General features: G+C 72.2%; 8 protein-coding genes. 4 read left to right on the top strand and 4 right to left on the bottom strand.

The annotated features are described in order from the left end of the window. Positions 1-4,317 carry a cation-translocating P-type ATPase gene (locus SY2F82_RS34060; protein WP_200422938.1) on the top strand — a complete coding sequence of 1,439 codons (4,317 nt, stop codon included), beginning with the start codon at positions 1-3 and terminating at the stop codon, positions 4,315-4,317. A 432-nt stretch (positions 4,318-4,749) separates the two neighbouring features. Here the strand turns inward: SY2F82_RS34060 and SY2F82_RS34055 are convergent, their stop codons facing one another. Further along, the gene (locus SY2F82_RS34055) at positions 4,750-5,556 is read right to left on the bottom strand and encodes a LuxR C-terminal-related transcriptional regulator (protein ID WP_236041953.1); all 807 of its coding nucleotides are present in this window, start codon (positions 5,554-5,556) and stop codon (positions 4,750-4,752) included. A 589-nt stretch (positions 5,557-6,145) separates the two neighbouring features. Here SY2F82_RS34055 and SY2F82_RS34050 point away from each other — a divergent pair. After that, entirely contained in the window at positions 6,146-6,712 is a 567-nt protein-coding gene (locus SY2F82_RS34050; protein ID WP_200422937.1) for a methanogen output domain 1-containing protein, read from the top strand. Between the two features lies 1 nt (position 6,713). Then, positions 6,714-8,288: a PP2C family protein-serine/threonine phosphatase gene (locus SY2F82_RS34045; protein ID WP_236041975.1), complete on the top strand. Its 1,575-nt coding sequence runs from the start codon at positions 6,714-6,716 to the stop codon at positions 8,286-8,288. Between the two features lie 103 nt (positions 8,289-8,391). On the opposite strand, the gene SY2F82_RS34040 is transcribed toward SY2F82_RS34045, so the two are convergent. Then, positions 8,392-10,545, bottom strand: coding sequence for an OmpL47-type beta-barrel domain-containing protein (locus tag SY2F82_RS34040; RefSeq protein ID WP_200423119.1), 2,154 nt, complete (start codon positions 10,543-10,545; stop codon positions 8,392-8,394). Positions 10,546-10,592: 47 nt separating this feature from the next. Continuing rightward, complete coding sequence (locus tag SY2F82_RS34035) at positions 10,593-13,118, bottom strand: ThuA domain-containing protein (RefSeq protein WP_200422935.1); 2,526 nt, start codon at positions 13,116-13,118, stop codon at positions 10,593-10,595. 185 nt (positions 13,119-13,303) lie between these two features. Between SY2F82_RS34035 and SY2F82_RS34030 the strand changes: the two genes are divergently transcribed. Beyond that, the gene (locus tag SY2F82_RS34030) at positions 13,304-14,260 is read left to right on the top strand and encodes a multicopper oxidase domain-containing protein (protein WP_200422934.1); all 957 of its coding nucleotides are present in this window, start codon (positions 13,304-13,306) and stop codon (positions 14,258-14,260) included. A gap of 45 nt (positions 14,261-14,305) precedes the next feature. Here SY2F82_RS34030 and SY2F82_RS34025 read toward each other — a convergent pair whose 3' ends face one another. Beyond that, positions 14,306-14,737, bottom strand: a complete 432-nt coding sequence (locus SY2F82_RS34025) for a MarR family winged helix-turn-helix transcriptional regulator (protein WP_200422933.1) — start codon at positions 14,735-14,737, stop codon at positions 14,306-14,308. Positions 14,738-14,765: the final 28 nt, after the last annotated feature.

Below are 14,765 nucleotides of genomic sequence, written 5' to 3'. Positions count from 1 at the left end.
ATGGTCCTTGCGCTGCTGACGAGGCCTTCCGCCACCGCCGGACGTATGGTGCCGGCGGCGGTCCACCTGTTCGAACGGTCGGCCCCGACCGCGGTGGGCGCGGCCGCGGGAGCCGTGGCCCAGACGGCACGGGCGGGGGTGCGCGGCGCGGACGCCGCGGTCCGTGTCGCCCGCGTACTCCGGCACGCGCTGCCGGGCCGCCCCCGCCCGTGGCGGTCCGGTGCGCGGGCGCATCTCGCGCTGCGGCAGGCGGTTCCAGGGGAGGAGCGGCGGGCGGACGGAATCGCCACGAGGGCGCGCCGGGTGGCCGCGGCGCTGGCGGATCACCCGGACGTGGCCTTCGCGTACTGGGACGGTGGGTTGGCCCGCCTGGTGGTCGCCGCGACCGAGGAGGCCGTCACCGACCGTGTGGTGGAGGACGCGACCGGCCTCGCGGAACGCCACGGCCTGGTCCGGGCGGACGACCTGCCGGAGGAGTTCCCACATCCGGCCGGGCCCGCAGGGGTACGGGCCGCGGCGGCCGCGCTGACGGCCGACGTGGCCGGCACCGCGGCAGCGGTGATCGGGTCGGCGCTGCACCTGCTGCCGTCGCCGCGCCTGGTGACCGCGGCCGTGACACTGCTGCGGGAGAACCCGCGCTTCCGCGACCTGCTGCGGGCCCGGCTCGGCCGCACCGGCATGGACCTGACGCTGGCCTGGGCGAACGCGGCCGCACACGGAGCCGGTCAGACACCCACGTCCCTGGTGCTCGACGGAGCGCTGCGGTCGTGCCAGTTGGCGGAGACGGTGGCACGCGCCGCCGCCTTCGACGCGGTCCACGATGAGCTGTGCACGCCCGAGCGGGTCAGCGTGCCCCCGGGCGAGGCTCCGCGCCCGCCGCTGCGCACGGCCCCGGCCCAGGAGTACGCCTCCCGCGCCTCCACCGGCAGCCTGGTCGGCGCCGCGGTGACGCTGCTCGTCAAGCGCGACCTCAACGAGGCCGCCGAGGCGGTGCTGGCGGGATCGCCGAAGGCCGCGCGCTACGGACCCGCCGCCTTCCAAGCCGTCCTGAGCGGCGCGCTGTCACGGGAGGGCGTGCTGGTGCGCGACCCGCAGCGGCTGCGGCAACTCGAGACGGCCGGCACGGTGGTGCTGCACCCGAGCGCGCTGCGCACCGAGAGCGGCGAGGCGGACCCCTGGGCCGAGGCGGTACTGGACGCGGCGCGCCGGGCCGGACTGCGCGTCGTGGTGGTGGACGACCCGGCACTGGAGGAGTTCACCGGCCTCGCCGACCAGGTCGTGGACGCACGGCGTCCCCTGGACGACGTGGTGCACGGGCTGCGCGGCGACTCCGGCGGCGTCGTCACGGTCGCCCGGCTGGGCTCGGCCGACGAACGCACCGTCCTGGCCGGGCTGCTCGCCGGCGACGTCGCCGTCGCCCTCACGGACCGGGACGCCGCCGTCGTATGGGGAGCGGACGTCCTGGCCGTGCACGGCCTGGCCGACGTGTGGCGGCTGCTGGTCGCGGTCCCCGCGGCCCGCGCCGTCGGTGGCCGCGCGCAGACCCTGGCCCGCTCCGGTGCCGCGCTCTCCGGTCTGCTGGTGGCCGTAGGCGAGTCCAAGGGCGGCCGGGGGCGGCGCGGTCTACTGCCCGGCCTGCGGCACGTCCCGGTCGACGTGAGCGCGGCGACGGCCCTGGTGTCCGGGGCGCGGGCGGCGCTGGGCGTCGCGGCGGCCCGCGCCCCGCACCCCCGCCCTCGCGTGCCCTGGCACGAACTGCCGCCTCAGGAGGCCGAGGCCCGGCTGGCAACCGAACGGGCCCGCGAACCGGACCCGGTCGACCTCGTCACGGCCCGGCTGCGCAAGGCGACGCGCACCGCCGTACGGTCGCCCGCCCTGGCCCCGGCGCGCTGGACGTTCCAGCTCGCCCGGGCGGTGCGCGGCGAACTCGACGATCCGCTCACGCCGGTCCTGGCGGTCGGCTCCGCCGCCTCCGCGATCCTCGGCTCCGTCGTCGACGCGGCACTCGTCGTCGGCGCGCTCGACCTCAACGCGCTGGTCGGCGGCATCCAGCGGCTGCGCGCCGAACGGGCGCTGTCCGGCCTGCTCGCCGAGCAGAAGCAGAAGGCGCGCGTGGCACCCGCGCACAAGGACGCGGCCGAACCCGCGCGGACGGTGGACGCCGCCCGGCTCAGGCCCGGAGACGTGATCGAGCTCAAGGCGGACGACGTCGTACCCGCCGACGCCCGCCTGCTCCAACAGGACGGCCTCGAGGTCGACGAGTCGGCGCTGACCGGGGAGTCCCTGCCGGTCGTGAAGCAGGTCGATCCGACCCCGGGTGCCCCTGTCGCCGACCGCAGTTGCATGGTCTTCGAGGGCACCACCGTGGTGGCCGGACACGCGCGGGCCGTCGTGGTGCAGACCGGCGAGCGCACCGAGGCGGCCCGCGCCGTGACGCTCGCCGCGCGCACCCCGCCCTCCGCCGGGGTGCAGGCCAGGCTGCAGGAACTCACCCGCAAGGCACTCCCGCTCACCCTGGGCGGCGGAGCGGCGGTGACCGGACTGGCGCTGCTGCGCGGCACGCCCATCCGGGAGGCGGTCAGTGGCGGCGTGGCCGTCGCCGTGGCCGCCGTGCCCGAGGGTCTGCCCCTGGTGGCCACGGTCGCGCAGCTCGCCGCCGCCCGGCGGCTCGGCCGCCGCGGCGTCCTGGTACGCACCCCGCGCACGCTGGAGGCCCTGGGCCGCATGGACACGGTCTGCTTCGACAAGACCGGAACCCTCACGCAGAACCGGCTGCGCCTGACCCGTGTCGCCGACGCCGACGGCACGGTCCACGGGGTGACGGAGGCGGCGGTCGCGGGCATCGTACGGGACGCGGCGCGGGCCTGCCCCCGCCTGAACGGCGGCTCCGAGCGGCCGGTGCACGCCACCGACGCGGCCGTCCTGGACGCGGCCGCTGCCGACCCGCAGTGGGAGCAGGCCGAGGGCCTGCCGTTCGAGGCGGCCCGCGGGTATGCCGCGGCGGTCGGCCGCGCCGCGGACGGCCCGCGCACCCTCGTGGTCAAGGGCGCCCCGGAGACCGTCCTGCCCGCCTGCTCCGGACTGCCGGACCACGCGGCCGCCACGGCCCGGACGCTCGCCGGCGAGGGCCTGCGTGTCCTGGCGGTGGCCAGGCGCACCCTGGGCGAGGAAGAGGAGGAGTCCGGCGTCATCGAACGACCGCTGGACCGGCTGGAGTTCACCGGCCTGCTGGCGCTCTCCGACGCGCCGCGCGAGACGTCCACGGCCCTGGTCCGCGGTCTGCGGGATGCCGGCGTACGGCCGGTCATGCTGACCGGTGACCATCCGCAGACCGCCCGGGCGATCGCGACCGAACTGGGCTGGCCCGAGGACACCGTCGTGATCACCGGGGACGAACTGGCCGCCGCGGACCGGTCGGTGAGGGTCCGGATGCTGGCCGGCGCGGGCGTCGTGGCCAGGGTCGCGCCGGAGCAGAAGCTCCAGGTCGTCGAGGCCCTCCGGGACGCCGGCCGGGTGGTCGGGATGGTGGGCGACGGCGCCAACGACGCCGCGGCGATCCGCGCCGCCGACGTCGGCGTGGGCATCAGCGCCCGCGGATCGGCCGCCGCCCGCAACGCCGCCGACCTGGTCCTCACCGACGACGATCTGACCGTCCTGGTCGAGGCGGTCCGCGAGGGCCGCGCCCTGTGGCGCAGCGTCGCCGACGCCGTCGCCATCCTGATCGGCGGGAACGCGGGCGAGATCGGCTTCGGCGTCATCGGCACCCTGCTGTCGGGGACCGCACCCCTGAGTACGCGTCAGATGCTGCTGGTGAACCTGTTCACGGACCTGTTCCCGGCCATGGCGGTGGCGGTGACCCCGCAGCGGCAGGAGCCGGACGGGCAGGGGGAGGGCGCCGCGTCCGTGGACGGGGTGCCACGGGCCCTCGGGGCGCCCCTGATCCGGCAGATCCGCCATCGCGCGCTGACCACGTGCCTGGGTGCGGTGGCGGCCTGGCTGATCGGCCGCTTCACCCCGGGCAGCGCTCGCCGTGCCGGCACGATGGCCCTGTGCGGGGTGGTCGGCACCCAGCTCGCCCAGACCCTGGCCGACCGCCGCGACAGCCCGCTGGTCCGCGTCACGGCCATCGGCTCGGCCGTCGCACTCGTCGCCCTCATCCAGACGCCGGGCGTCAGCCGTCTGTTCGGCTGTACTCCGCTCGGACCGTTCGCCTGGGCAGGCGTCGCCGCGGCGATCGCTCTGGCGCTGATGGGCCAACGGGCGTTGCCCCGGCTGGAACCGGCCATCGCCCGACTGCTGCCGTCGGGACAGGGGTGACGGCCGGCAGCCGGCGGGGCGAGGTGTGCGGGGGATACCCGGAGGGCCGGCCCTCCGGGACCCGCGCCCGCCGTCAACTCCACGGATCGCCTCGCCGGCACCCGGGCCCGGCGACATGCCGCCGGGCCCGGGCGGGCATCAGGAGGGATGTGCCGGGCTCGGTGGGCCAGGGCCTGTCTTTCGGATCAGGTCGGCTGTAGGAACACCGCGCTTCAGCCGAGCGGGGTCTGGTGCGTGCAGATGCAAGGCGGAGGAGGCTGCGACATCGGCCGCTACCGCGGCGGGCGACGCGATGGGGGTCCCCGCGCGAGCGTGTTCGGGCGTGGGGAAGTCGGCGAGGGACGGCAACGCCGCGGGGGTGCCCCCACGCCGTCAAGGCAGTGGGGGAGTGCCTGCCAGGGCCCGCGTCACCAACCTGCCCGAACAGCACACCTAGCCGCGCTGACGGTGGGGCGGGTTCGGTGCGGGGACGAGGCCGAGTTGCTGGGCGCGGAGCACGGTGCTGATGCGATCCCGGGTACCCAGTTTGCGGTAGACGTTCTGGATGTGCTTGTGCACCGTCCGGTCGGATATGCCGAGGCGGCGGCCGATGGCGGCGGCGGTCAGCGCTTCGGTGAGCAGCAGCAGGACGGCCGTCTCCCGGGGAGTGAGATCACAGTCCGCGGCCGCGTCCTGCGCAGCGCCCGGCGCGACGAGGCGCTGCCAGCTTTCCAGGAGTTGACGCTGCTGGTCGACGGCCGCGAGCAAGGGCTGCACCCGCCCGGCGAAGCGGAGCTCGTCGTCGGTGAAGTCCGTTCCCGCGCGGTAGACGAGACACCCGGTGACGGGAGTGGTCGCCTCGGGCAGCGGGATCGCCAGCACGTGGTCCATGTCCAGCGCATCGTCGACCAGACGGGCGGTCGCGCTGGCGGACCAGGCGGCACCGAGCACCCGGCCGGCTGTGACCGGCGCTCGGTCGCGATCGTCCGCGTAATGCCCCGCGAACGGGAACCCGGTGCGCAGAAGCCCCAGGGCCTCGTCGTCGAGCGCGTCCAACGCCGACGCCGCCTCGGGCGCCGTACCGACCGTGCCCGCGCTCTCACTCCAGTCGTCCAGCTTGTAGATCAGGACCTCGCCGCCGCACACATCCGGCAGCGTGGCGGCCATCAGCGGCCACAGCCGTGCGGGTTCGCGTTCGTGGAGCGCCGCCGTGGCCACCGACAGCATGCGTTCGTAGGCCGCGTCCAGCCCCTGTGCCATGTGACCTCTCCGCTCATCCGACCGTGCGTCGTACGCAGTTCTACCCATACCGGTGCGCCCCCTCGCTGATCCACACTCCAACCCAAGCGACTTCGACGTTCCCGGACACACTCCGGCCCACGGGCACCGGGCGGTGCGGCGGAGTGGATCAGGCGACCGGGGGGTGCCTGATCCGCCTCATGGGTCGATGGCGAGTGGCCCACCAGAGTCCGTGCGGGCCGGCGGCATAGGGGAACGCCGGCCCGCACGGATGCCGCGATCCCGGCAACTCCCCGGCTCCTGCCCACACCGCCGTGCGCGCTACGGGAGCCCGGGGCCCGCCACGTCGTGGACGCCCTGCACGCGGCGCCGGCGGCTTCCACCGGGTCCGCGGCGGCATCCGGGGGCTGCTGTGACCGATCCGGGCGCGGGCCGCCGCGCCGTACTGCCGGCGTCAACACCGGTACACGGCGGGGCCCGGAACCGGGGGATCGTGCGTCGATGATCGGGGCGCTATGCTCACGAACAGACCGTGTGATGACAGATGGACCTGTCAGTCGACATCCGCGCCGGCCGCGCACACGGTACTCCGCGAAAAGGAGGGGCCGTCGTGAACCTGGCCAAGGATGCCCACGTGGATCTGGACCGGGACGTGTTCATGCGAGGACTGGTCCGTGAGCTGGCGACGTCCCTGGAGTCCGTGGTCGGACTCGAGGAGGCCTCCGGCTACATCAGCCTGGTCGGCCAGTCGGTGGGACTGCAGATCAACGAGGCCTACACCGAGGCCATCGGCCTGCCGCAGCTGACCCGCGAACAGGTCGCCGACGTGCTGGTCGACCTCAAACAGCGCATCGAGGGCGACTTCTATCTCATTTCCCAGGACGAGCACCGGATCGTCCTGGGCAGCCGCAGCTGCCCGTTCGCGGAGAAGGTGCTCGGGCGGGAGTCGATGTGCATGATGACGTCCAACGTCTTCGGCACCATCGCCGCGCAGAACCTGGGATACGCACGCGTCGAACTGGAGGAGACCATCGCCCGCGGCGCCACCGGCTGCCGCGTCGTGGTGCACCTCGAACCCGAACTCGACCTGGGTGAGGAACCGGGCCGTGAGTACTTCGGCGACGCTGCGTCCGTCGAAGAGGAGGCGGTCGACGCAGGGAGCGGACCCGGTGGCTGAGATGAACCTGGCGATGTTCCAGGCCATGTCCAGGGTTCTTCCCCACGCCGTCGTAGTCTGCACCACCTCCGGCCGAGTGGTGGCCGCCAATCCGGCCACGACCCGTACGGTGGACACGCTCCGTCCCGAAGCGGAACTCGCGGACCTGGTGCTGGACCCCGCCGACCTGTACCGGCGGATGGCACAGTGGGCGCGCAGCGGATCCCCGCTGCCGGGCGTCATGACCGTGCGCGACAGTGCCGGCGCCCCGGTGCGCCTGCGTTGCCACGGAGGCCGGGCCACCTGGTGGAAAGGCCCCGAGCCGGCCGTCCAACTGCACCTGTCCCGGCTCGACGTCAGTGACCGCTTCGTGGCGCTCAGCCAGCGCGTCAGCCTGCTGAACCAGCAGATGGCCTATCGGCATGCGATCGCCCAGCAGCGGGACCAGTTGCTGCGCACCGAGCAACGGGCCCGCGCGCGGATGCAGCGCCTGTACCGGCTCACGGCGGCCTTGGCGGCCGCCGCCACCCTCACGGACGTCTGCGACGCCGTGTACAAGTGCGCACCCCAGGCCCTCGACGCCGCGGAGGTGACGCTCGAGCTGTACCCGCGGCGCATCGTGCCGTCCCTCGGCCCGGCCGACACACTGCCCGTGACCACGGCCCCCTGGGTGGATCTCGACCGGCTGCCCACGGCACCGGTCTCCGCGCCGGCGTACGAGGCCGAGCAGCGTCTGCCGCTGCAGACCGAGGGTGTCACGCTCGGCACCCTGGTCATCCACTACGCTCCGGGCGCCGAGCAGGACACCGAGCACACCGTCGCCATCGGCCAGCAGATCGCCCAGGCGGTGCGCAGGGCGGGTCTCTTCGAGCACGAACACCGGCTCGCCGAGCGCCTCCAGCGCAGCCTGCTGCCCAATCTGCCACCCGTCGAGGGCCTGGACATCGCCGGCGGATACGCCCCCGGCACCCAGCTCGTCGACGTCGGCGGCGACTGGTACGACGTCCACATCCTCGACGGCGAAACCGTGGGCCTCACCATCGGCGACATCGCCGGCCACGGCATCGCCGAGGCCACCGCCATGGCCCAGACCACCACCGTGCTGCGCAGCATCGCCCGGCGCAGCGGCACCCGTCCGCCCGCGGTCCTGGCGGAGCTCAACGACTTCCTGGGCACCTACCACCACGGCCTGATGGCCACGGCCTGCTACGCCGCCTACGACCGTCGCACCCGCACCCTGCGTTACTCCCGGGCCGGCCACCCTCCGCCTCTGCTCATCCACGCCGACGGCTCGAGCCGGTACCTCGAGGGCGCGCTCGCCCCACCGCTCGGCCCTGTCCCGTTCACCGACTACCCGCAGGCGGAGACCACCGTCCCGACAGGTACCACCCTCGTGTTCTACACCGACGGTCTGATCGAGCGGCGCGGCCAGAGCCTGGACGTCGGCCTGGCACAGCTTCTTCAGACAGCGCGGTCGACCGCGGGCCTCGACGCCGAGGGCATCTGTTCCCTGATGCTCCACCAGCAGCCCGACACGGAGATGCCCGACGACAGGGCCCTGCTCGCCGTGCAGTTCCCGCCGTCGTCCGCCGGCTGAAGCGCATGCGGCCGCACGCACGCCTGCCGTACCCGCCCGTGCATCCGGTGGTGCCGCGGGGGCGCCGGGCGGGTACAGCCGAACCGGGTGCGCGGGGAGCGGCCTACAGCTCCTTGACGCGGATGTCCCGGTAGGAGATCACATCCGTGGTGCTGTGCACCTGCAGTCCGATGTAGCCGGAGGCGAACCGCCGCCCGTCCGTGCCCGGATCGTCCGAGCGCGGTGGGTAGAAGGCCTGGCCCCCGGTGTTGTCGAACTCGTTGATCAGCACGCCGTTGCGGTAGACCGAGTAGTGCTGGTCGACCACGCGGATCTCGTAGTCGTTCCAGGTGCCCTTCTGCGTGACGCCGGCCCCGGCGAGCCCCACCCTGTCGAAGCCGTAGATCGAGCCGGTCTTGTACATGTCGCCGGTGGGTGAGTCGAGCACCTGCACCTCGTGCCCGTACTTGATGGCGACCCACTCGGGCCGTGGCTCCTCCGGGTGGTCGTGCACCCACGGGAAGCGGACGAACACCCCGGAGTTGGCGTTCCCGGTGCCGGGAGCGTCGTCACGCCACTGGAGCTTCAGCGAGAAGTCGCCGTACTTGCGCTGCGGGAACCAGAGCATGCCCAGGCCCGACTTGGTGGTGCCGCTGGTGATCGACCCGTCGGCGTTGAGGGCGAACGAACCGCCCCCCACCTGCTCCCACTTGGCGAAGGACTCCGCGGTGCCGTCGAAGATCTTGCGGTAGCCCTCCGTCTGCCCCGGCGTGCCGATCCCGGACTGACGGGCGGCCCGCTGAATCGCGTTGTACTCGCGCTTGTCGATGACGCCTTCGTCGAGGAGCCCGTCCAGGACGGTCCTCACGTGCTTCAGGAACAGCGCGTGGGACGTCCACTCCTTCTCGTCCTCGATCAGCTCGTTGATCCGGCACCGGTTGTTCGTGACCCGGTTCGGCACGCCCGAGTCGACCGTGCCGACGATCACCGTCAACCGCTCGTCGTACTCGGGGCAGTCGGGCGCGGGAACCCCGCCTCCCGCCACGACGGTGAAGCTCACGGTCCGCGGTTCGGAGGTGTTGCCCGCCTTGTCGCTCGCCCGGTAGGCGAGGGTGTGTGCGCCCACGCGGTCGACCACCACGGGCGCGGTGTACGCGAGGTAGGGCCCGCCGTCGAGCGAGTACTCCACGCTCGCCACGCCCGAGCCGCCCGCGTCCGTCGCACTCACCGTCACCCTGGCGCTGCCGACATAGGCTCCGTCGGAGTTCTTCGTGCCCTCGACGGTCACGCCGGTCACCGGAGGGGTGGTGTCCTGCGGCGGCGCCGCGACGACCGTGAACTCCACGTTCTTCTCGGCGGAGACGTTGCCCGCCTTGTCGGTGGCGCGGTAGCGCACGGTGTGGGTGCCGAGCTGGTGCACCATCACGGGACCGGCGTACGGCTGCCAGGCGCCCGAGCCGACGGCGTACTCGATCGCGTTGACCCCGGAGCCGGTGTCCGAGGCGGTGACGGTGACGGTGGCCATGTCGATGTACGCGCCGTCGGCGTTCCGCTCGCCGCTGACCGTGGCCGAGGTCTCCGGAGGCGTGGAGTCGTCGGAAGGCGGCGCGACGACGGAGAACTCGACGCTCTTCTCCGCCGAGACGTTGCCCGCCTTGTCCAGGGCACGGTGGCGGACCTTGTGGGCGCCGACCTGGTCGACGACGACCGGAGCGGTGTACGGCTGCCAGGCGCCCGCGTCCCCGACCGCGTACTCGATCCGGTCGACGCCGCTGCCCTCGTCGGTGGCGCCGATCGTGACCGTCGCCGAGCCGACGTACTCGCCCTGCGCGTTGCGCGTGCCGGTCACCTGGGCGGAGGTCTCGGGCGGTGTCGTGTCCGCGCCGCCGCCCTCGGTGACCACCAGGACACCCTGCATCTGTCCGTGGCCGGGGATCGTGCAGTGGTAGAAGTACCGGCCGGGCGTGAGCGTGACCTGCGCCGTGTGGCGGCCGCCCATGTCGTCGTTCGGGTTGGCCAGGATGTTGAGCTGGACGTCGCTGTTGTACTCGGGGTCGCTGGTCACGAACGTCAGCGTGTGCGGCATGCCGGTGGTGTTCCCGGTCGCCGCACTGTTCTCGAAGACGATCGTCGCCGGTCCCGCCTGCGCCGTCGTGGGCGCCGAGGCGTACTTCGTGATGTCGTCGCCGGCCGTCCAGGTGAGCACCTGCTCGGCGGCCCGGGCCTCGGATCGTCCGGCCGTCTGCCCGGCCGCGGACGTCGTCTGCAGGCCGAGCATCGTGAGCAGTGCGGCCAGCAGCGCGACCCAGAGTCTCGACTGCCGTGTCACTCGGTCCTCCTCGCCAACTGGTCGGCGGCAGGCGTCGGTCCGCCGCCCGTGTAGGTGATACGCCACAGTGCCGACTTGGAGTCCGAGGTGAAGAAGCCGCGGCCGTAGTCGAGGACGTACAGCGCGCCGTCCGGACCGAACTTCCAGTCCATGAGGTTCTTGATGCCGTCGTTGCCGGTCGGCACGATCTTCTTCAGCGACTCCGAGTGCACGGGCAGACCGCCGTCCCCCTGTGTCCTCGGATCCATGAGCACCGCGTTGCGCGGTTGGTCGGCGTCGTAGAAGTCACCGACGAACCACTTGCCGTCCCAGTACGCGGGCCACTTCTTCTCGCTCGCGTTCGTTGCGTCGTACCGGTACACCGGTCCGTTCATCGCGGCCTGGCCGCCGCCCTTGAGCCAGGGCAGCCGGTAGGTTGCCTCCTCCTGCTTGTAGGAGGGGACGCCGTTCGCGTCGCGCGGGTAGTCCGGTGCTCCGCCCTGCGGCGAGTACCAGATGTTGTTGCCGGTGACGGGTGGCAGGTTGACCAGGCCGTCGTTGTTCGGGGACTCGTTCTTCGGGTGGTCGCAGTCGTACCAGCCCAGCGGCTGCGAGGGATCGGGCAGGTTGCGGTCACGGTAGGGCTGTTTGTCGCCCATGCAGTACGGCCAGCCCCGGTTGCCCGCCTTGGTGATCACCGCGAACGTGTCGTACTTGGCCGGCCCCCAGGTCGGCGACGGCTGACCGGCGTCCGGACCGACCCAGCCCGCGTAGAGGATGTCGGTCGACTTGTCGACGAAGATGCGCGCCGGGTTCCGCACGCCCATCACATAGATCTCGCCGCGGGTCTTGCCGCCGCCCTCGTCGGTCTCCTTGCCGGTGAAGAGGTTCCCCTCGGGGATCGTGTACGTCCCGTCGGGCTCCGGGTGGATGCGCAGGATCTTGCCGTTGAGGTTGTTGGTGTTGCCGGCGGTGCGGCGTGCGTCCGCGAAGGAGACCCCCTTGTAGGCGGGCTGGGGGTTGTTGCCCGAGTAACCGCCGCTGAATCCGCTGGAGTTGTTGTCTCCGGTGGCGATGTACAGGTTGCCCTTGGAGTCCCAGGCCATCCCGCCGCCCGCGTGGCAGCAACTGTGGATCTGCACCGGCCATGTGAGCAGCACTTTCTCGCTGCCCAGGTCGAGTTTGTCGGTGGCGGGATCCAGTGTGAAGCGGGAGACGCGCCGCTCGGCCATGTGCGTGTCGCGGTTGATCCGCGAGTGGGGTGTGTAGTGCAGATACACCCAGCCGTTCTGCTCGAACTTCGGATCGAGCTCGATGCCGAGCAGGCCTTCCTCGACCTTGGTCAGCTCGTCGCCGCCGCCCTTGTTGCCGAAGACCGTCACCTCACCCGCGAGCGTGACCTTTCCGGTCTTCGGGTCGTAGACGTGGACCTGGCCCTTGCCCTTTCCGACGTCGGGGTTGTTCCAGTCGGTGATCACGGGCCGGGAGGCGTCGGCACCGCCCCGGCCGATGTAGAACACACGGCCGTCGGGTGCGGTGACCAGGCCGTGCGGCTCGCCGATCTGGTCGTTCTGCCCGGGCTGGTTGGGCCGGGTGAGGCGCTCCGCCTTGTAGTTCCCGGTGATGGTCGCCTTGCAGTCGGCCTGTACCAGGCGGGTCGTCCACAGCAGCGCGCCGCGCAGATGGGTGCGGAAGTCGGTCTCGTCGTAGGACGACACCGTGCCGCCCATGCCGGTGTAGAACGAGCGTCCGCCGTCGTAGTCCCGGCACCAGCTGATCGGATGGTCCCAGCCGTTGCGGCTCGCCCCCGGCTGGTAGGTCGACTCCCGCACCCGCGCCACGGTGTGCACCTCGCCGGACGGGTTCTTCACCCAGTTCGGCCACTGGTCGGGCCGCTTCCACTCAGGCGGCAGGTCCTTGGTGGCCGGATGGCGCCGGTCGCCGACCTCGACGGTCGCCCGCTGGACGCTCGCCGGGCCGGAGGCCGCCGGGCGGGCACCGATGAGACCGGTGAACCAGTCCGAGTACGGCTCCGCGCGGGCCGCGTCGTGGATGCCGACGAAGCCGCCCCCGGCCTCCATGTACGCCTCGAGACCGGCCTCCTGCTCCGGGTCGAGGACGTCACCGCCGCCGGTCAGGAACACGATCGCGTTGTAACGGCCCAGCCTGGTCGCCTGGGTGAACACCGAGGCGTCGTCCGTGGCCTCGACCTTGAAGCGCTGGTTCGCCGGGCCGGACAGCCCGATCTGTTCGATGGCCTCGATCCCGGCGTTCACGACCGGGGACTCGTCCCCGGCCGCGGCGGATCCGTGGAAAAGCAGCACCCTCACGTTGGCGCCGCCCGGCGGCGACTTGATCGACATCGTTGTCAGGGGCGGCTCCGGGGCCGGATGTGCGTCGGCGGCGGGGGCCGTCAGCAGGCCGGCGGCGAGGACGCCGGCGGTCAGGGAGCCCGCCCAGAGGCGGCTGGTGGTTCTCTTCGTGCTCAACCCGCGTAAGAGTCCGGGCCTTTGATGCGATGTGAAGCGCACGTGGTCACCCATCCCTCCTCGGTCGCAGCAACAGCGCCAAGGAAGCTAGACGTCTTTGCGTGGTTCGCCAATAGGTATGACCGCGATACCTCGAACTTTGTCCTGAGTGTGGATAAACAGGGCCGTGCCCGGTACCGTCGCACGGGTTCATCACAGCTACGTCTTCGCACATTCCGTACCAACGTGGGGAGTTCGGCATGGACAGACGCGGCTTCAACCGGCGGGCGCTGCTGGGCGGCGCGGCCGTCGCGACATCGTTGTCCCTGCTGCCGCAGTCCGCCGTCGCGGACGTCCCGGCCCGGACGGCTCCGGCCGGGGGCGAGGTGAAACACATCAAGCTCTACGCCGAGAAGCTCGCCGACGGACAGATGGGCTATGGCCTGGAGAAGGGCAAGGCGACGATTCCCGGCCCGCTGATCGAGCTCAACGAGGGTGACACGCTGCACATCGAGTTCGAGAACACCATGGACGTACCGGCCAGTCTGCACGTCCACGGCCTGGACTACGAGTTCCCCAGCGACGGAACGAAGCTCAGCAGGAGCGACGTCGAACCGGGCGGCACCCGCACCTACACCTGGCGCACCCACGCACCAGGCCGCCGCAAGGACGGCACCTGGCGGGCGGGCAGCGCGGGCTACTGGCACTACCACGACCATGTCGTCGGCACCGAACACGGCACCGGCGGCATCCGCAAGGGCCTCTACGGACCGGTGATCGTCCGGCGCAGGGGAGACGTGCTGCCGGACCGGACGTACACCATCGTCTTCAACGACATGACGATCAACAACCGGCCGCCGCATTCCGGGCCCGACTTCGAGGCCACCGTGGGCGACCGGGTGGAGTTCGTCATGATCACGCACGGCGAGTACTACCACACCTTCCACCTGCACGGTCATCGCTGGGCGGACAACCGCACGGGCTTGCTCGCCGGACCGGACGACCCGAGCCGGGTCGTCGACAACAAGATCGTCGGTCCGGCCGACTCCTTCGGCTTCCAGGTCGTCGCGGGGGAGGGCGTCGGAGCGGGCGCGTGGATGTACCACTGCCATGTGCAGAGCCACTCCGACATGGGGATGGTGGGGCTGTTCCTGGTGAAGAAGGCGGACGGAACGATCCCCGGGTACGAGCCGCACGACCACGATCCCGCGCACTGACGCCGGGGTCCGTGTCACCGCGCGGCAGGGGCCGCCGAACCGCTGTCAGGCCGTGGCCTCACGGATCCGTGCGAGCAGGGCCCGCAGTTCGGCGCGGTCCTCCGCGCTCAGAGCGGCTGTGGCTTCGGCCAGCGCGAGGCGGTCCACCTCCTCCGCTTCGCGGTGACACCGCCGGCCCTTGTCGGTGAGGCGGAGCAGGAAGGCCCGGCGGTCCTCCGGATGGCGCACGCGCTCCACCAGCCCGTCGCGCTCCAGGCTGTCGACGATGCTGGTCGTGGTCCGTGCCGCGACCCCCGTCATCTCGCTCAGGTCCCGCATCCGCAGAGGCTGCTGCGCCCGTGCGAGCATCCGCAGTGCGCGGAGCCGGGCGACCGAGGCGCCGCCCGCCCGCAGCCGGGCCTCCACGAAGCGGCGCAGTTGGTGCGTCGTCTCGTAGAGCTCGTCGACCAGGATGTCGCTGCTGCCCTGCACTGCCATGTCGTTTCCCCGATCCGTCGCGATAATC

The sequence above is a fragment of the Streptomyces sp. Y2F8-2 genome (assembly GCF_014905555.1).
Lineage (GTDB): Bacteria > Actinomycetota > Actinomycetes > Streptomycetales > Streptomycetaceae > Streptomyces > Streptomyces cynarae.
The sequence above is the reverse complement of the archived record's forward strand: the minus strand, read 5'-3'. Positions and strand labels throughout refer to the sequence as shown.